We start from the raw sequence: 17,849 nt of genomic DNA on the forward strand, positions 1-17,849 counted from the left end.
GCCGGCGTCACCGCCATGTCGGGAACGGCGGGCGCGCCGGGCTCGGGCTCGGTGCGCGCCTTGTCCGGCGGCACATAGGCCGGCTGAGGCTGCGGCTTCGCGGCGGGTGCCTCCTTTGTGGGGTCAGCGGTCTTGTCGGCATCCGGCGCGGGTTTTGCGCCCTCGGCGGGAGATGGCGCTTGACCGCCCGGCTCGGCCGGTTTGGCCTCTTCGGAGAGCTGCGCGCCGGGCTTGGTCTCCGGCACAGGCGCTTGTGGCGCGGGCGTCTCGGAACCCGCCGGAGCCGTATCGGCCGGCGCGGGTTCGGGTCTGGCTTCCGGGATAGGCACGGTGGCTGGGTTCGGCTCGGCGGGAGCCGCTGCATCGCCGCGCGGGTCGCCCGTCGCAGCGCTCCCCGAGTTCACCGTTGCCGGCGTGCCCGCCCGAGCCGGGGCAGCCGATGGAACGGGCGGCTTTTCCTGTGCCCGAGCCGCCGGCGCAGCACCCAGCATCGAACCCGCCGCCAACGCCAGAGCCAGCCCGCGAAGAGTCCGCACGAAGGCCCATCCGCGCGCCTCGGCCCGCATGATCGTCAGTCCCATGGAATCCCCCTCCACCTCGCGCCTCCAACGAGCGCGGCCACGCCGGGGTTCCAGCGAAAGGAGGGTTCGCGCGACCCCGCAAACGAAAAAGCCCCGCCTGTTCGAGCGGGGCTTCGGATCGTCTTCAAGGGCCTTGCGGTCAGTCGATGAACTCGACCACCGTTCCGGGCTTCACCATCTTGGCGAGTTCCGTCGCGTCCCAGTTCGTCAGTCGCACGCAGCCATGGCTGTTGGTCTTGCCGATCTTGGAGGGCTCGGGCGTGCCGTGAATGCCGTAGGTCGGCTTCGACAGGGCGATCCAGATCGTGCCGACCGGGCCGTTGGGGCCGGGGGGAATGGTCAGGATCTTGTCGTTATTGCCCTGCTTGAAGTTGATCTTCGGATTGTAGGTGTAGTTCGGATTGAAGGCGATGCGCTTGACCTCCACCGTGCCCGAGGGCGAAGGCGTCGAGGTCGAGCCGATCGAGGAGGGATAGGCGGCGACGAGATGGCCGCTCGCATCGTAGGCGCGGACCTGCTCGCGGCCCTTGTCGGCAATGATGCGCGTCACCTCACCCGTCACGCCGGGACCCACGGCCATGACCTTGATGATCGTGCCCGGCCGATTGAAGTCCGCGCCCGGATTGATCTCCTTCAGATAGTCCTCGTCCATGTGGAAGCGCTCGCCGAGCATTTCCGTGACGCGCGTATAGGACATGGCCGGCAATGCGGCCTTGTGGGCGTAGTCCTCGGGGATCGAGGCGAGATAGGGGCCTGCCACGTCCTCGTTGGTGATCGTATAGGAGGTGACGGCCGGGCCGCCCGTCTCCATCAGCTCTTCCATTAAGGCGCGCGCGTCGGTCGCGTCGATCGTGCGGCCGGTCTTCTCGGTATAGGCGGCGACGGCCTTGTCCACGTTGGAGCCGAGGCGACCGTCGATCACGCCCGGCGAAATGCCGGCGCGGCTCAGCAGAACCTGAAGCGCGGCGATCTCGGCCTTGGCGTTCTTGCCCTTGGGGCCGACCACCTTGGGCGCGGGATGGCGCTCGATCATGGTGGAGCCCTCGTGCCCGAGGCCGGAGCCGGGCGGCACGTTGCCGTAGCCGCTACCATCGGGCGCGAGAGAGCCGTTTATGGATTGGTCCGGCGGCGCGTAGCCGTCCGTGCCCGGCGCGGGCAGCGGCGCGAACTCGACCGGGCCATCGTTCCAGCCATTGTTGCCGCCCCGCGCATAGGGATCTTCGGCGCGGGCATATTCGTTGCCATTGCCGGCATAGGGATCGTCTTGGGCACCGTTGCCGCGCGGCACCTGATATTCGACGCCCGGCGGGGCGCGGTCGCGGCGGCGCTCCACGCTGCGGGGGCGCTCCACCGCGATGACGCGGCCGTAGGAATCCACGGTGACGATATTGCCGTTCTCGTCCACGAAGCTTTCGGTGCCGGGCCCGTAATCCTCGTATTGAGCGCCATAGCCCTGCTGCGCGTTGGCCGGAGCATGGGACGCGCACAGGCCCGCCAGCGCCAGAGCGGCCGCGACCCAGAGTCTCGTCTTCACCATATCTCGCGTCCTTTCCCGACCGACGGCGTATGCTGCGCAACGCGTCCGAGAGCAGATAGGGCGTCAGACTGGCGCGAAGATGGTTAACAAGTTGTGAACGAAACAAGACGGCGGCTGGGCGATTTCCCGTGCCGCCGCGTTCTGATCTCACCCTGCACGGCCGTTCTTTGCCTGCCCCGCCTCCTGCTCGGCGGCGCGGCTTCGCCGCAGGATCTCGGCGACGAAGTTGCGAGACAGGGTGTGATAGAGCGGTTCGCCGGAAATGAGGCGGGCCGTGCCGAAACCGATCATGGAGGCCACCAGAAGCGGCATGACGTTGTCGCGCGTCGCCGTCATCTCCAGAATGATGACGAAGGCCGTCATGGGTGCCTGCACCACGCCGGCGAAATAACCGGCCATGCCGAGCGTCGCCGCCAGCCCCATGCTGCTGGTTCCAACCAACAGGCCGAGCGAAGCGCCGAGCCCGGCTCCAACCGACAGCGAGGGCGCGAAGAGGCCGCCCGGAATGCTGGAGGCCATGGACAGGAGCGTCGCGAGAAACTTCCACACGAAGTAGAACGGATCGGCGCCCTGCCCTTCGATCGCGCCACGTGCGATCTCGTAGCCCGTGCCATAGGTCGTGCCGCCCGACAGCAAGCCGACCAGAGCGACGCCGAGGCCGCAGGCGCCCGCCACCGCCACCAGACGCCACAGCTGCCCACGCGCCCAAAGGCGGAAACGCCGCATGATGCCGAGCGCCGCCTTGCTGAACAGCGCTCCGAACGCGCCGCCCACCACGCCGCACAGCAGCACCAGAAACCAGTCGCGCGCATCGTGCACGAGGCCGGTGAACTCGCCGAAATAGGAATAGTCGCCGGTGAGAGCCAGCGAGGCGAGACCCGCGAGTATGACGGCCGACATGACCAGCGCATTGGTGCGCGCCTCGTAGCCACGGCCCATTTCCTCGATGGCGAAGACGACGCCCGCTAGCGGCGTGTTGAAGGCGGCGGCGATGCCGGCGGCCGAGCCCGCGAGGATCAAGCCGCGCGCATGGGCCATGCCGCCGATGCGGCCGGCGGCCAGCATGATGGCCGCCCCGACCTGAACCGTCGGCCCTTCGCGCCCGACCGATCCGCCGACGAACAGCGCGAAGATGGTCAACAGAATCTTGCCGACCGCGCCCTTCAGCGACAGCAAAAGGCCGCGCTCGTCGTCCCGCTCCATGTGGCGCGCGGCGATGGCCTGGGGAATGCCGCTGCCTTGCGTGAAGGGAAAGAAGCGAGTGGCCAAATAGGCCGAGAGCGCGAAGCCGAGCGGCGGCAGCAGCGCGCGCAGCATGAGCCCCCATCCTCCCGGCGCGCCCGCCAGGGCGGAGAAGGCGCGCTGCGCTTCGTCGGACGCTTTGGCGAAGACGACGCTGACGAGGCCGATGGCGATCGCACCGGCCCAGAAGATCAGGCGGGGGCGCCAGACCCGCCTCGACAACCAGACCGCGCGCGAACGGCGCAGGGTGCGAAGGTGGCGAAGACGACGGGCCGTGCGGGCGTTCGAGGACATCGGCGGCTCTGATCTGGCGGGGCTGCAAGCGCGGAACGCGCGTCCCGCAAGTGCCCCGTCACGTCGCGCGGGATGAAACCGGCGTCAACCCTTCGTGATCGCCCGTCCCATCACATTCGGTCTCGAACGCCGTTTTCTATTCCGTTCGTCACCCGGTCAGATGATCGCGAGCGGCATCTTGCGCTCGGGCGGCGGAAACGCCTCGTCCAGAAGCGCCCAGTCTTCCGCGTCGAGCCGGATGTCGATGGCCTCGGCATTCTCGCGCACATGCTCCAGCGAACTCGCCTTCGGGATCGCGATCGTGCCGGGGCGGCGCAGCGTGAAGGCCAGCGCGATCTGGGCCGGGGTCTTGTCGTGCCGGTCGGCCACTTCCAGAAGTTCGGGCCGGCGCAGGAGCGAGCCGCCCTGCCCGATCGGCGAATAGGCCATGGTCGCGACGATCCGCTCTTCCAGCCAGGGCAGAAGGTCGAACTCCGTGCCGCGATGGTCGAGATTGAGAAGAATCTGATTCACGGCGCAGCGATCTCCGCCCTCCACCTCCATCAGCTCGTCCATGTCGGACACGTCGAAATTCGACACCCCCCAACGCAGGATCTTGCCGGCGTCGATGAGATCCTCCATCGCCGCGACGGTGTCGCCCAGCGGAAAACGGCCACGCCAATGCAGGAGATAGAGGTCGAGCCGGTCGGTGCCGAGCCGCTCCAGGCTCGCCTCGCAGGCCGCGATCGTTCCGCGTCGCGAGGCATGGCTCGGCGCAACCTTGGACACGAGAAACACCTCGTCGCGCCGCCCGGCGATGGCTTCGCCGACCAGTTCCTCCGACGCGCCGTCGCCGTAGATTTCGGCCGTATCGATCAGATTCATGCCGAGATCGAGCCCGAGCCGGAGAGCGGCCAGCTCCTCATTCAGCCGCGCGCTCGTCTCGCCCATCATCCACGTGCCTTGCCCGAGCGCCGGGACGCTCGTTCCGTCGGCCAGTTCCACCACTCTCATGTCTTGGGTCCTTTCGCGGGGATGCCGTCGGCCCTTCACCTAACGCCCATGCCCGCCAACGGGAACAGGCGCCCTGTCCGGGCGTTGATAGAAAATGTTCAATTCAGGGAGTGGCCAAGATGTCTTCGACAATGGGAACCGGACCGATCTCCGAGTTGCAGGTCGGGGCCGACAACATCGAGGCGAGCCGGGTCAACGGAACGCGCGTCTACAACACGGATGGCGACAATCTCGGTCATATTTATGATGTCGTGATCGGCAAGCGGGACGGGCGCGTAAAGTACGCGATCATGTCCTTCGGCGGGTTCCTCGGCATTGGCGAGGACTACCATCCGATACCTTGGGACGTTCTGAAATACGACGAACGCCAGGGCGGCTATGTGGTCGGCATCACGATCGACCAGTTGAAGAACGCACCGCGTTACGCCTCCGACACCTCGCCGGATTGGGTCGATCCCGCCTATGGCAAGCGTATCGACGATTATTACGGCGTGTCCTACTGACGTTCACGACATTCCGAACCAAAAGGGGGCGGCTCACCGAGCCGCCCCTTTTTTTGATATTACGGCGCAGATCAGGCTGCGACGAGATCGCCGCTAGCCGCCGATTTGGAACCGACGACGTAGAAGTTCAGGCGGTCGGTTCCGCCCGAAATCTTCACATGGTCCTCGTCCTTCACCTGCCCCATCAAGATGCGCTCGGCGAGCGGGTCCTGCACCTCGCGCTGGATGACGCGCTTCAAAGGACGCGCGCCATAGGCAGGGTCGTAGCCACGCTCGGCCAGCCAGTCGCGCGCGCTGTCGTCCAGTTCGAGCACAATCTTGCGCTCTTCCAGAAGCTTCTCCAGACGCTTCATCTGGATGTCCACGATCGCGCCCATGTCCGCTCGCTTCAGGCGGTGGAACAGGACGATTTCGTCCACGCGGTTCAGGAATTCCGGGCGGAAGGCCGTGCGCACCACGTCCATCACTTGGCCCCGAACAGCGTCCACCTCTTCATCGTCGCGAAGGGCGACGAGATATTCGGAGCCGAGATTCGAGGTCATGACGATCAGCGTGTTGCGGAAGTCCACCGTGCGGCCCTGCCCGTCGGTCAAACGCCCGTCGTCCAGCACCTGCAGCAGGATGTTGAAGACGTCCGGGTGCGCCTTTTCGATCTCGTCGAACAGGATCACCTGATAGGGCCGACGCCGGACGGCCTCCGTCAAGACGCCGCCTTCCTCGTAGCCGACATAGCCCGGAGGGGCACCGATCAGCCGAGCCACGGAGTGCTTCTCCATGAATTCCGACATGTCGATGCGCACCATCGCCGTGTCCTCGTCGAAGAGGAACGTGGCGAGCGCCTTGGTCAGCTCCGTCTTGCCGACGCCCGTAGGGCCGAGGAACATGAACGAGCCGATCGGGCGGTTGGGGTCCTGCAAGCCGGCACGCGCCCGGCGCACGGCCTTGGACACGGCCTGCACGGCCTCGCCCTGCCCCACGACGCGCTTGGCGATCGAGTCTTCCATCGAGAGGAGCTTCTCGCGCTCGCCCTGCATCATCCGGTCCACCGGAATGCCGGTCCAGCGAGAGACGACCTGCCCGATATGGTCGGCCGTCACGGTTTCCTCGACCATGGAAACCTTGCCGTCGGCCGCCTCCGCCTCCGTCAGCTCGCGCTCCAGCTGCGGGATCTCGCCATAGGCGAGTTCACCCGCGCGCTGATACTCGCCCTTGCGCTGCGCGATGGCGAGTTCGTTGCGCGCCTCGTCCAGACGCTTCTTGAGGTCGGCCGCAAGCCCGAGCTTGGACTTCTCGGCCTGCCACGAGGTCGTGAGCCGATCGGACTCTTCCTCCAGATTGGCGAGTTCCGCTTCGAGCCGCTCCAGACGCGAACGCGAGCCGTCGTCATGCTCCTTTTTCAACGCCTCGCGTTCGATCTTGAGCTGCACGACGCGCCGGTCGATTTCGTCCAGCGCTTCCGGTTTGGAATCGACGGCCATGCGCAGGCGCGCCGCGCCCTCGTCCACGAGGTCGATCGCCTTGTCCGGCAGGAAGCGGTCGGTGATGTAGCGGTTCGAGAGCTGCGCGGCGGCCACCAGAGCCGAGTCCGAGATGCGCACCTTGTGGTGCTGCTCGTACTTCTCCTTCAAGCCGCGCAGAATGGAGATCGTGTCCTCCACCGTCGGCTCGGACACGAAGACGGGCTGGAAGCGGCGGGCGAGCGCCGGGTCCTTCTCGACATGCTTGCGATATTCATCGAGCGTCGTGGCGCCGACGCAGTGCAGCTCGCCGCGCGCCAAGGCGGGCTTCAGGAGGTTGGACGCGTCCATCGCGCCATCCGCCTTGCCTGCGCCGACCAGCGTGTGCATCTCGTCGATGAAGAGGATGATGCCCCCTTCCGCCGCCGTCACTTCGGACAGAACCGCCTTCAGCCGCTCCTCGAACTCGCCGCGATATTTCGCGCCGGCGATCAGCGCGCCCATGTCGAGCGCCATCAGCTGCTTGTCGCGCAAGCTTTCGGGCACGTCCCCGTTGACGAGGCGTAGCGCCAGACCTTCGGCGATCGCCGTCTTGCCGACGCCGGGCTCGCCGATCAGAACCGGATTGTTCTTGGTGCGGCGGGACAGAACCTGGATCGTGCGGCGGATTTCGTCGTCGCGCCCGATCACCGGGTCGAGACGGCCCTCGCGCGCGTCCTTGGTGAGATCGCGGGCATATTTCTTGAGCGCGTCATAGCCCTGCTCGGCGGAGGCCGAGTCGGCCGTGCGGCCCTTACGCAGTTCATTGATCGCGGCGTTCAGCGCCTGCGGATTGACGCCGGCCTTCGACAGAATCTCGGCCGTCTTGGCACTTTTTTCCATGGCGAGGGCCAGAAGCAGGCGCTCGACCGTCACGAAACTGTCGCCGGCCTTCTTGGCGATCTCCTCGGCGGTCGCGAAGACCTTGGCGGTCGGCGCGGCGAGATAAATCTGCCCATTGCCGCCCGAGACGCGCGGCAGCGCATCCAGCGCCGCGTCGACGCCGAGGCGCACATCCTTCGACCGGCCGCCCGCGCGATCGATCAGGCCCGAAGCCAGACCTTCGTTGTCGTCCACCAGCACCTTCAACAGATGCTCCGGCAAAAACTGTTGATGGTCACGCGAGAGAGCCATGGTCTGCGCGGCCTGCATGAAGCCGCGAACCCGCTCCGTATAGCGTTCCATATCCATTCGTTTCGTCTCCTTATCAGCTCTCCACCCGCTCGGCGGCATGGAGCCCGTATCCTGGGAGTCGGCTGCCATCCGGCCAGCCGCTGATAGAGCATATGGTGGCGTTTCAGCCCGATCAAAGAGGGGGTCGGCCCCGCCCAAGGCCTCCTTCCCATCTTTTTTCACAGCGCTGTGAAGGAACCCGAAACGCGAAAAGGCCCGGCGGATGAGCCGGGCCTTTCGATGCGGATAGAGACGTGCGGTCAGTCGTGCGAGGCGAGTTCCAGATCGGATGCGCCACCCTCGCCTTCGCCGCCTTCGCCCTTTTTCTTGCGCGGGCGGCCGGGCTTGCGCTTGGCGGCCGCATCGGCAGCCTCGGCCTCCGATGAAGCGGCCGGAGCGGCGGCAGCGCGCGGACGGCGCTTGGGCTCCTCCGTGCTGGCGGGCGCCACAGCGGCCTCACCCTCGCTCGGCGCGGCCTCGCGGCGCGCGCGGGGACGGCGCTTGGGCTCGTCCGCGGCGGCTTCGCTGGCGGGCGACACTGGCTCGGACACCGGAGCCGCAGGGGCGACGGTCGCAGCGGGAGCCGGCACGGGATTCGTCTCGACCGGCGCGGGCACGGGAGCCGCGTGGTGCGTCTCGACGCTCTCGGGACGCGGCGCGGCCGGAGCCTCGCCCGAAGCCTGCACTTCGCCGGCCTGCGCCGGGGCACCCTCGGGGCGCTGGTCGTCGCGGCGGCGATCGTCGAACCGGCCGAAGCGCTCTTCGAAGCGGCGCTCGCCGCTGCGATCGTTGCGCTCGCCTCGCTCGTTGAAGCGCGGGCGGTCGCCGCGGTCGCCGCGGTCTCTACGGTTTTCGCGATTGTCCCGGTTGTCGCGGCGCTGGCCCTCGAAACGCTGCCCTTCGCCCTGCGGCGCGGCGCGGTTCTCCTCGCCTTCCGGCGTGGCGAAAGGCTGCGGCCCGGTGCCCGCAGGCCCCTGCTGCTGGCGGTCGCGGTAGCCATTGTCGTTGCGATCGCGGTTGTACGGCCGGTCGCCACGCTCCCCGCGCTCGCCACGAAATTCACGGCGCTCGCCGCGATCGTTCCGCTCGCCGCGATTGTCGCGGTTCTGGCCGTCCCGGCTTTGGCCATCCCGGTTCTGGCCGTCGCGGGACTGGTAATCCCGGTTTTGATGCTCGCGGTTCTGCCCGTCGCGGTTCTGACGCTCGCCGCCATGGCCGTTGAAGCCCTGACCGCCTTGGCGCTCGGCCTGCGGGGCCGCCGGCATCTCGCCACCGGCACCCTCTTCCAGATCGTCCTCGAACTCGTCGAAGTCGCGCTCGGGCTGCGAAGGCTTGAACTCACCCATCGCGGCGGCGACGATCCGGCCGTAATGTTCGGCGTGCTGGAGATAGTTCTCGGCCATCACCCGGTCGCCGGACGCGGCGGCGTCGCGCGCCAGCGTCGTGTACTTGTCGGCGATGTGCTGGGCGGTGCCGCGAATCTTGACGTCGGGACCGTTCGACTCAAAGGAGCGGGACAGAGGATTGGGGCCTTTGCGTCCGCCGTTGCCGCTACCGCCGCGCCCGCGCATCCGCTGCTTGTTCTGCTGCTGCTGTCCTGGCCTCATGACCATCCTGTCATCTGGATATCCGGCTCTGCGAGCCGGTTGGGCTCCATATCGCGAAAGCGCGCTCGGCGGCTTCGCTCGGGTCTTCTAGGGAGTATCTGCCGGGCGAACGGGTAGGTTCGGCCGGCATTCCTCATCTGATGAAGTGTGCGGTCCGTTGCGGCGATCCCCTTCGCCGCTGTGACGGACGGGACGGAGCTTCTTCGAGCGTCCCGCAACCCGGATGGGGGCAATTCCCGTCCGAACGGAGGGGACGTCCCCCTCGGTCATTCCGTCTTTCAGGAACTTGTGTAGTGATCCGCGCGCGATCTCACAAGGGGTTCGCTTGTGTCGCCTCCAAGTTCACGTCAGTTTCCTGCCGATTTCCCCTGTTTTTCCAACGCATCGTCGCCGCAAAACCACAGGGCGCGCGCGATGCCGGACAGGTCCGCGCGGGTTTCGCGCCAGCTCAGGCCCGCTTGGCGTGCCAGCGCCCGCACGTCCCCCTCCTGCGCGATGCCGATTTCGAGGAGCAAATCGCCGCCCGGTTTGAGCTTGGGCGCAGCCGTCGCACAGAGCGCGCGATAGGCCGTCAACCCGTCCGTGCCCCCATCCAGCGCCAGCATCGGGTCGTGCTCGCGCACGCCCGCATCCAGCGTCTCGATGTCGGCGGAGGGAATATAAGGCGGATTGCTGACGATCGCTGTGAGCGAGCCGGGCGCGAGCGCCGCCAGATAATCGCCCCGCAGCGGCCAGAAGCGCGCGCCGACGCCTGCCCCTTCCGCATTGCGCCGCGCCGTTTCGAGCGCGCCCTCGGAGAGATCCACCGCCACGCAGCGGCTTTGCGGAAACAGCGCCAGAAGCGAAACGGCGATGGCGCCCGTGCCCGTGCCGATATCGGCGAACACGAACTCGTCCTCACCGCGCGCGCGAAAGGCGCTCGCCGCCAGTTCCACCAGGATTTCCGTGTCGGGACGAGGCTCCAGCGTTTCGGGCGAAAGCTCGAACTCGTGATCGTAGAAGAACCGCCGCCCGAGAATACGCCCCACCGGCTCGCCCGCGAGCCGGCGCGCGGCGCGCTCGGCGAGCCGTGCCGCCGCCTCGGCTGCGACTGGTTCCCCCTCGCGCAGGATCAGTCCGGCGCTGTCGAGGCCGAGCGTGTCACAAAGAAGAAGCCGCGTGTCGAGATCGGGCGTTGCCAGCCCCGCCTGCCGGAAGGCCTGCCGGAGGCCGCGATGAAGCGCGCCGAGGCTGCTCTCGCTCATGGCCTTCGTCAGGAGCCCATGGCGGCGAGCCGCGCCGCCTGATCGTCGGCCACCAGCGCGTCCACCAGCTCGTCCATCTCACCCTCGATCACCCGGTCGAGCTTGTAGAGCGTCAGGTTGATGCGGTGGTCGGTGACGCGCCCCTGCGGAAAATTATAGGTGCGGATGCGCTCGGAGCGGTCGCCCGAGCCGATCTGCGCCTTGCGGTCGGCGGAGCGCTCGGCATCCAGGCGCGAGCGCTCCATGTCGAACAAGCGCGCGCGCAGAACCTGCATGGCTCTGGCGCGGTTCTGGTGCTGCGACTTTTCCGAGGAGGTCACGACGATGCCGGTCGGCAGATGCGTGATGCGCACGGCCGAGTCGGTCGTGTTGACGTGCTGCCCGCCAGCGCCCGACGAGCGCATCGTGTCGATGCGGATGTCTTCGGCGCGGATGTCGATGTCGACCTCCTCCGCCTCCGGCAGCACCGCGACCGTCGCGGCCGATGTGTGGATGCGCCCTTGCGACTCGGTGGCTGGCACGCGCTGCACCCGGTGAACGCCGGACTCGAATTTCAGACGCGAGAACACGCCGACGCCCTTCACGGAGGCGACGACTTCGCGGTAGCCGCCCGCCTCGCCGTCCGAGGCTTCGAGCACCTCGACCTTCCAGCCGCGACCATCGGCATAGCGCTGATACATGCGGAAGAGATCGCCCGCGAACAGACCGGCCTCCGAGCCGCCCGTGCCGGCGCGGATTTCGAGGATCGCGCCCTTGGCGTCCGCCGCGTCTTTGGGCAGGAGCAGGATCAGAAGCTCGGCCGACAGCGTTTCCAGCCGGGTCTCCACCTCGCCGATCTCGCTCGCGGCGAGATCACGCATGTCGCGGTCGGAGGCGGGATCGTTCAGCATATCACGTAGATCGGCCAGCTCCTGCTCTGCGGCGCGATAGGTGCGGATGCCCGCGACGACGTCTTCCAGGCCGGACCATTCGGTCGCGAGCCGCTTATAGGTCTCATGATCGGGCCCGGAGGCCATTTCGGCCTGCAGCTGGTCCGCCCGCCTCAGGATCTCCGTCATGGTGTTTTCGGGGAGAATGGCCATTCTTTGCCTTCAGTAGGACCGACACGAAAGGGGCCCGGTGTCAGGCCCCCCGTCTCGCTGCGGTCCGATTTTCCGTTCAGCAGGGGATGGAGTTCGCGGCCGCGAACTCCTCAAGCAACTGACGGAAGGTCTGTTTCGGATGCTTCTCGGCCAGATGGGCGGTGATCCGCCGGTTCAAGGCCTCGGCGTCGAGTTCCACCAGCATCGCCTTGACCGGGCCGATCGAGGCCGAGGTCATGGAGATGGAGCGGAAGCCGAGGCCGATCAACGCCATGGCCGAGATCGGACGCCCCGCCATTTCGCCGCAGAGCGTGACTGATACGGAGTTGCGCTTGGCCGCGTCGAGGATTTCGCGCAGCGCCCGCATGAAAGGCGTCGAGAGATCGTCGAAGCGCCCGGCGATCTGCGCATTGCCCCGGTCCACTGCCGAGAAGAACTGGAACAGGTCGTTCGAGCCGATCGACACGAAGTCCACCAGCTGCATCAGCTCGTCCAGCTGGAACAGAAGCGACGGCACCTCGATCATGGCGCCGAGCTTCAACCGGCGCGGCATGACATGGCCGAAGCGCGTCAGATGCTTGAACTCGCGGCTGATCAGGTCGCGCGCCTGCCGAAGCTCGTTGAGATCGGTCACCATTGGGAACATCACGCGCAACTCGCGCCCGCCCGCCGCCTTCAGAAGCGCGCGAAGCTGGGTGCGCATCAGGCCCGGCCGGTCGAGCGCCAGGCGCAGCGCGCGGTAGCCGAGCGCCGGGTTCTCTTCTGGTGACTGGTGGAGATAGGGCAGAACCTTGTCGCCGCCGATGTCGAGCGTGCGGAAGGTCACGGGCTTGCCGCCGGCCGCGTCTAGCACCGCCGAATAGAGCCGCTCCTGATCGCTGGTCTTGGGCATGGTCGAGGCGATCATGAACTGAAGCTCGGTGCGGAACAGGCCGATGCCGGCCGCGCCCGCCGCTTCCAGCTGCGGCAGGTCCACGAGCAGACCCGCGTTCATCATCAGATCGACGTCCTGCCCGTCCTTGGTGCAGGCGGCGACGTCGCGAAGCGCGCGGTAGCGCTCCTGCCGCTTGGCGCGGAACTTCACGCGCTCGGCGAAGACGTTCTCGATATCGACGGGCGGGCGCAGATGGACGCTGCCCTCCTCACCGTCGACGATGATCGCATCGCCCTTCTCCGACATGGAGACGGCGCCCTTGGCCTGCCCGACCACGGGAATGCCGAGCGCGCGTGCGACGATGACGACATGGCTCGTGGGCGCGCCCTCTTCGAGCACGAGGCCGCGAATCTGATCGCGGCGATAGTCGAGAAGCTCGGCCGCGCCCATGGAACGGGCGACGATCACCGCATCGCCCGATGCGCCATCGGCGAACATGTCGCCCGAACGGCCCATCAGCTCGCGCAAGAGGCGGTTGGCGAGATCGTCGAAATCGTGCAGCCGTTCGCGCAAGTAAGGGTCGGTCATGTGCATCATGCGCGCGCGCATGTCATTCTGCACTTTTTCGACCGAGGCTTCGGCGGTCAGGCCGTTGCGCACGGCTTCTTCGAGGCGGCGCACCCAGCCCCGATCATGCGCGAACATGCGATAGGCTTCGAGAACGGCGCGATGCTCGCCCTCGGCCGCCATATCACGGCGCGACAGCATGTCCTCGATGGAGATGCGAAGATTGGACACGGCGCGGTCGAGACGCGAGACCTCGGCCTCGGCGTCCTCATTGAAGAGATTGGTGACAACGACGCGCGGCTCGTGCAAGACGACATGGCCAAGGCCGATACCATCGGCCAGCGCGATGCCGGTGAAGTGAACGGGGCGCGAGAGATCGAGCACCACGCCCGGCCGCGACAGCCCTTCCAGGCTGCCGGCCGCGATCATCTCGGCGACCACCATGGCGACGGTTTCGAGCGCCTCGGTTTCCTCGTCGCGATAAACGCGCTTTTCCTTGTTCTGCACAACGAGCACGCCGAGCGTGCGCCCCGCGCGCAGGATCGGCACGCCGAGGAAGGAGAGGAAAATCTCCTCCCCCGTTTCGGGCAGATAGGTGAAGGCCGGGTGCTTCTGCGCGTCCTGAAGGTTCAGGGCGCGGGCTGTCGCCGCGATCGTGCCCACAAGTCCTTCGCCCAGGCGCAGCTGCGCCAGATGCACGGAGCCGGGATTCAGGCCCTCGGTCGCGTAAAGCTCCAGAACACCGTCCGCTCGCAGGACATAAAGCGAGCAGACCTCCGCCACCATATTGGCGGCGATCTGGCGCACGATCTCATCGAGCCGAGCCTGGGGTTCCAGAGGCTCGGCCATGAGTTCCCTGATCCGGCGCATCAACATGCGCGGTCCCGAGGAGTCGCTTCGCATCAGAGGCGTCTTCCGTCAGCGATGGGCCTTCCCGAACGAATCGCTCCGAGCGGGACGAGGGGACAGGCGCCCGCCGCGGGCGCCGCCGGGATCAAGCTTTGTCGAGACCGTAGACGGAATGCAAGCTCCGCACGGCCAGCTCGGTATATTCGCCGTCGATGAGAATGGAGATCTTGATCTCCGAGGTGGTGATGGCGCGGATGTTGATGCCGCGCGCCGCCAGCGCCTTGAAGGCCGTCGCCGCGACGCCCGTGTGCGAGCGCATGCCGATGCCGATCACCGAGACCTTGGTGAGGCCGCGTTCGGACTGCACCACGTCGAAGCGCATCTCGGTCTTGGCGGCCTCGATCACCTGCATGGCCTTGGCGAGGTCGCCGGCCGGCACGGTGAAGGTCATGTCGGTGCGCGTGCCGTCTTCCGAGACGTTCTGCACGATCATGTCGACATTGACGCCGGCGTCCGCGAGCGGGCCGAAAATGGCGGCGGCGACGCCCGGCTGGTCCTCGACCCGGCGCAGCGAGATCTGCGCCTCATCCTTGGCGTAGGCGATGCCGGTGACGACCTGCTGTTCCACGATTTCATCCTCGTCGCAAATAAGTGTGCCGGGCGGGTTCAGGAAGTCGCCCATGCCCGGCGCGTCCGGGTCCTCGAAGGAGGAGCGCACGAAGGTGCGCACCTTGTGGACCATGGCCAGTTCCACCGAGCGCACCTGTAGCACCTTGGCGCCGAGCGAGGCCATTTCGAGCATTTCCTCGAAGGAAACGCGCGCCATGCGCCGGGCCTTGGGCTCGATGCGCGGATCGGTCGTGTAGACGCCGTCCACGTCCGTATAGATGTCGCAGCGATCGGCCTTGAGCGCGGCGGCGACGGCCACAGCCGAGGTGTCCGAGCCGCCCCGGCCGAGCGTCGCGATGCGATTGTCGGGCGCCAGCCCCTGAAAACCGGCGATCACGGCGACCTGGCCCTCGGCGAAGCGGCGCACGATCTCGGACCCGTCGATCTCCTGGATACGGGCCGAAGCGTGCGCGCCATCGGTGCGGATCGGGATCTGCCAGCCCTGCCAGGATCGGGCGTTGATGCCCATGTTCTGCAGGGTGATCGCCAGAAGCCCCGCCGTCACCTGCTCGCCCGAGGCGACGACCGCGTCGTACTCGCGCGCGTCGTGCATGGAAGAGGCTTCGGTGCACCAGCCGACCAGTTCGTTGGTCTTGCCGGACATGGCCGAAACCACCACGGCCACCTGATGACCCGCGTCGACCTCGCGTTTCACATGGCGGGCCACGTTACGGATCCGGGCGATGTCGGCGACGGAAGTGCCGCCGAATTTGAGAACGAGACGCGCCATGAAACCATCGTGCCAGCTTGGGGCCCCGTCGCCGCCCGAACGGCGCGGCGGACACCCGCAAGATAAAGAAACGCCGGCCGGCGGCGTGTTCCCTTGAATGAAGCGAAGAAGCCGAAGGCAGGCGGGCCGAGTTAACCGAAGCGCCGCCGTTTCGCAAGCAGAGCGCGCAGCGGTCGCGCTTGACAATCGTGCTCGCGGCGGAACATGCCCCTTCACACAGGGACGGCGAGCGGAGACATGAGATGACGGACGCGGCGCGGCAGACGACGGTGGACGCGGACGAGGTCGAGCGTTTCTCGCGCCTTTCGGCCGAGTGGTGGAACCCGACCGGCAAGTTCAAGCCGCTGCACAAGTTCAACCCCGTGCGCGTGGCCTATCTGCGCGAGCAGATCTCGATGAATTTCGGGCGCGAGCTATCCTCGCTGACGCCCTTCAAGGGGTTGCGCATTCTCGATATCGGCTGCGGCGGCGGGCTGATCTGCGAGCCCATGGCGCGACTGGGCGCCGAGGTGCTCGGCGCAGACGCATCCGCGACCAATATCGAGGTGGCCAAGCTCCATGCCGCGCAGGGCGGCCTGTCGATCGACTACCGGGCCGAGACGGCCGAGGCGCTGGATCAGGCCGGCGAGCGGTTCGACGTGGTGTTGGCGCTCGAAGTCGTGGAACACGTCTCCGATGTCGATCTCTTTCTGCGCTCGGCCGCGCGCATGGTGAAGCCCGGTGGGCTCCTGTTCGTCGCCACGATCAACCGCACGATGAAGGCCATGGCCTTTGCAATTGTGGGCGCGGAATACGTTCTGGGCTGGCTGCCCAAGGGCACGCATCAATATTCCAAGCTGGTGCGCCCGGAGGAAATCCGCCGCCCCGTCGAGGGCGAGGGTCTGGCATTCATCGACGAGACGGGCGTCGTCTATCATCCGCTAGCCGACGAATGGCGTCGCTCGCGCGACTTGGACGTGAACTACATGCTGCTCGCGCGCCGGTCCTGATCTCAATATATCTTGCGGCAAATGCCCCTTTCGGTGGCGGCCAAGCTCTGCTAGAGAATGCTTCCATCGAAGGTCATGTTTTCGCGGCCCGGATGGTCGCGAGTGAGGCAGAGCATTTGATGTCCGTTCTGGCAATGCGCGTCACCCCGGCTCAAGACGAGAACCGGGTTCTGGCTTTCCCTCGCTGTCCGACCGCCGAGCGCGTCGCGGCGGCGCGCGAGCTGTCGGATACGCAGCGCCTCGAACTGGAACGGCTGCGCTGGCTGGCGCTGCGATCGCAGCTCGCCCCGAAGGCCGATCTGGAACGCGCCTGCTACCTTCTCGCGGGGCAACCGACCGCCTCGCTCGACCGCTATGCCACGGTCTTCTTCCGGGCGCTGTGCGATCACGCCACCTCCGAGATGACGGTCTATCGCCCCGGCGCTTCGCAGGTCAGCGACGACGAATCCTGGCTGCTGCGCCTCCTCGCGGCCTGGCGCTCGGAGCAGGACGCCGCCGCCGGCGCCCTCGTTTCCTGGCGCGTGCGTCCGCAGGCGCGGCGCTGGATGCGCTTCCTGTCGCACGGCATGGTCCGCGCGCTCGACGCGGCGGCCTGACCCGTCATGGCGCTCGGATCGACCCTGTCGCTCCGAGTCATCGACCGTCGCGCGGCTGGACCGCTGGTCGTCATCCTGACTGTTAGTTCCCTAAACTTACGCTCGTCGGGGCATTGCAATGCCGTCGGTCAGCCGCGTTTCCCGCAGACCGAAAACTCCGCCTCGCAGTTTAGAATGATTCAAAACTAGCTTGCGCCAGCATTCCGGACTCGCTAGTTTAGAACCATTCTAAGGTGGCCTGGCCGCCTTGCCCAGACTCACCATCGACGTCCACCGTCACGAAAGGAGAGACCCATGGGTTTCGTCGCCGCGAAGATCGAACCGACCGCCAAGGAAGAAATCGTCAATGGCCTGACGCAGGCTCTGGCCGAGACCGCCATCGAGACACTGAAGGCGCAGAACTTCCACTGGAACGTGACGGGCATGAGCTTCGGCGCCCTGCATGAGCTGTTCCAGGAAATCTACGAAGATCACTTCGAGGCTCAGGACCTTCTCGCCGAGCGCATCAAGGCGTTCGACGCCCATGCCGAAGGCCGCTACTCGCTCTACCTCGAGCGCTCCGCTGTTCCCGAGCATGACGGTCGCACAGACGCCAAGACCATGGTCGAAGTCCTCATGAAGGATCAGGAGACCCTGTCGTCCACGCTTTCGGCCCTCGCGCAGGTCGCCGAGCAGCATGGCGACTGGGCGACCAACGACATGGCCACCGGCCGCATCGAGAAGCACGACAAGTTCGCGTGGATGCTCCGCGCTCACCTGAAGACGACCGCCGCTTAATTCGGCATTCGTCAGGCAGACAAGAAAGGCCCGCCGGAGCGATCCG

13 protein-coding genes and 1 pseudogene are annotated in these 17,849 nt (G+C 66.8%); 4 read left to right on the top strand and 10 right to left on the bottom strand.

Annotated elements, in window-relative coordinates; genetic code table 11:
- The 4 genes and pseudogenes from AUL28_RS09900 to AUL28_RS09915 all read right to left on the bottom strand — a co-directional run.
- Window positions 1-581: pseudogene (locus AUL28_RS09900) on the bottom strand (hypothetical protein); the annotation flags it as partial.
- Window positions 582-720: 139 nt separating this feature from the next.
- On the bottom strand, window positions 721-2,118 hold the full coding sequence (locus AUL28_RS09905) for a L,D-transpeptidase family protein (RefSeq protein WP_062232054.1): 1,398 nt from the start codon (window positions 2,116-2,118) through the stop codon (window positions 721-723).
- Between the two features lie 147 nt (window positions 2,119-2,265).
- Entirely contained in the window at window positions 2,266-3,654 is a 1,389-nt protein-coding gene (locus tag AUL28_RS09910) for a chloride channel protein (RefSeq protein ID WP_062218082.1), read from the bottom strand.
- Between the two features lie 156 nt (window positions 3,655-3,810).
- Window positions 3,811-4,647 carry an aldo/keto reductase gene (locus AUL28_RS09915; RefSeq protein ID WP_062232056.1) on the bottom strand — a complete coding sequence of 279 codons (837 nt, stop codon included), beginning with the start codon at window positions 4,645-4,647 and terminating at the stop codon, window positions 3,811-3,813.
- A 119-nt stretch (window positions 4,648-4,766) separates the two neighbouring features.
- Between AUL28_RS09915 and AUL28_RS09920 the strand changes: the two genes are divergently transcribed.
- Entirely contained in the window at window positions 4,767-5,150 is a 384-nt protein-coding gene (locus AUL28_RS09920; RefSeq protein WP_244493481.1) for a PRC-barrel domain-containing protein, read from the top strand.
- A 71-nt stretch (window positions 5,151-5,221) separates the two neighbouring features.
- Here the strand turns inward: AUL28_RS09920 and clpB are convergent, their stop codons facing one another.
- The 6 genes from clpB to AUL28_RS09950 form a co-directional block, all read right to left on the bottom strand.
- Window positions 5,222-7,837, bottom strand: coding sequence for an ATP-dependent chaperone ClpB (gene clpB, locus AUL28_RS09925; protein WP_062232058.1), 2,616 nt, complete (start codon window positions 7,835-7,837; stop codon window positions 5,222-5,224).
- Between the two features lie 242 nt (window positions 7,838-8,079).
- A complete protein-coding gene (locus AUL28_RS09930) occupies window positions 8,080-9,426 on the bottom strand; it encodes a DUF4167 domain-containing protein (RefSeq protein ID WP_082640379.1) in 1,347 nt (448 codons plus the stop codon).
- Window positions 9,427-9,773: 347 nt separating this feature from the next.
- Window positions 9,774-10,670 carry a peptide chain release factor N(5)-glutamine methyltransferase gene (gene prmC, locus AUL28_RS09935; protein ID WP_062232063.1) on the bottom strand — a complete coding sequence of 299 codons (897 nt, stop codon included), beginning with the start codon at window positions 10,668-10,670 and terminating at the stop codon, window positions 9,774-9,776.
- Window positions 10,671-10,678: 8 nt separating this feature from the next.
- Window positions 10,679-11,752 carry a peptide chain release factor 1 gene (gene prfA / locus AUL28_RS09940; RefSeq protein WP_062232065.1) on the bottom strand — a complete coding sequence of 358 codons (1,074 nt, stop codon included), beginning with the start codon at window positions 11,750-11,752 and terminating at the stop codon, window positions 10,679-10,681.
- A gap of 76 nt (window positions 11,753-11,828) precedes the next feature.
- Window positions 11,829-14,096, bottom strand: coding sequence for a phosphoenolpyruvate--protein phosphotransferase (ptsP, locus tag AUL28_RS09945; RefSeq protein ID WP_062232068.1), 2,268 nt, complete (start codon window positions 14,094-14,096; stop codon window positions 11,829-11,831).
- A gap of 91 nt (window positions 14,097-14,187) precedes the next feature.
- Window positions 14,188-15,441: an aspartate kinase gene (locus tag AUL28_RS09950; RefSeq protein WP_058598661.1), complete on the bottom strand. Its 1,254-nt coding sequence runs from the start codon at window positions 15,439-15,441 to the stop codon at window positions 14,188-14,190.
- A 242-nt stretch (window positions 15,442-15,683) separates the two neighbouring features.
- On the opposite strand from AUL28_RS09950, the gene ubiG reads away from it, so the two are divergent.
- The 3 genes from ubiG to AUL28_RS09965 all read left to right on the top strand — a co-directional run bounded on the left by ubiG (window position 15,684) and on the right by AUL28_RS09965 (window position 17,803).
- A complete protein-coding gene (gene ubiG / locus AUL28_RS09955; RefSeq protein WP_058598660.1) occupies window positions 15,684-16,430 on the top strand; it encodes a bifunctional 2-polyprenyl-6-hydroxyphenol methylase/3-demethylubiquinol 3-O-methyltransferase UbiG in 747 nt (248 codons plus the stop codon).
- 119 nt (window positions 16,431-16,549) lie between these two features.
- Window positions 16,550-17,026: a hypothetical protein gene (locus AUL28_RS09960; protein ID WP_156419949.1), complete on the top strand. Its 477-nt coding sequence runs from the start codon at window positions 16,550-16,552 to the stop codon at window positions 17,024-17,026.
- A 294-nt stretch (window positions 17,027-17,320) separates the two neighbouring features.
- The gene (locus AUL28_RS09965) at window positions 17,321-17,803 is read left to right on the top strand and encodes a Dps family protein (protein ID WP_058598658.1); all 483 of its coding nucleotides are present in this window, start codon (window positions 17,321-17,323) and stop codon (window positions 17,801-17,803) included.
- Window positions 17,804-17,849 lie beyond the last annotated feature (46 nt).

This window comes from Aureimonas sp. N4 (assembly GCF_001463925.1).
GTDB lineage: Bacteria > Pseudomonadota > Alphaproteobacteria > Rhizobiales > Rhizobiaceae > Aureimonas > Aureimonas ureilytica_A.

Bases quoted from the DNA above. Each gene is read 5' to 3' on its own strand.
- AUL28_RS09905 (WP_062232054.1), bottom strand. From the start codon at position 2,118: ATGGTGAAGACGAGACTCTGGGTCGCGGCCGCTCTGGCGCTGGCGGGC.
- AUL28_RS09910 (WP_062218082.1), bottom strand. From the start codon at position 3,654: ATGTCCTCGAACGCCCGCACGGCCCGTCGTCTTCGCCACCTTCGCACC.
- AUL28_RS09915 (WP_062232056.1), bottom strand. From the start codon at position 4,647: ATGAGAGTGGTGGAACTGGCCGACGGAACGAGCGTCCCGGCGCTCGGG.
- AUL28_RS09920 (WP_244493481.1), top strand. From the start codon at position 4,767: ATGTCTTCGACAATGGGAACCGGACCGATCTCCGAGTTGCAGGTCGGG.
- clpB (WP_062232058.1), bottom strand. From the start codon at position 7,837: ATGGATATGGAACGCTATACGGAGCGGGTTCGCGGCTTCATGCAGGCC.
- AUL28_RS09930 (WP_082640379.1), bottom strand. From the start codon at position 9,426: ATGAGGCCAGGACAGCAGCAGCAGAACAAGCAGCGGATGCGCGGGCGC.
- prmC (WP_062232063.1), bottom strand. From the start codon at position 10,670: ATGAGCGAGAGCAGCCTCGGCGCGCTTCATCGCGGCCTCCGGCAGGCC.
- prfA (WP_062232065.1), bottom strand. From the start codon at position 11,752: ATGGCCATTCTCCCCGAAAACACCATGACGGAGATCCTGAGGCGGGCG.
- ptsP (WP_062232068.1), bottom strand. From the start codon at position 14,096: ATGCGAAGCGACTCCTCGGGACCGCGCATGTTGATGCGCCGGATCAGG.
- AUL28_RS09950 (WP_058598661.1), bottom strand. From the start codon at position 15,441: ATGGCGCGTCTCGTTCTCAAATTCGGCGGCACTTCCGTCGCCGACATC.
- ubiG (WP_058598660.1), top strand. From the start codon at position 15,684: ATGACGGACGCGGCGCGGCAGACGACGGTGGACGCGGACGAGGTCGAG.
- AUL28_RS09960 (WP_156419949.1), top strand. From the start codon at position 16,550: ATGTCCGTTCTGGCAATGCGCGTCACCCCGGCTCAAGACGAGAACCGG.
- AUL28_RS09965 (WP_058598658.1), top strand. From the start codon at position 17,321: ATGGGTTTCGTCGCCGCGAAGATCGAACCGACCGCCAAGGAAGAAATC.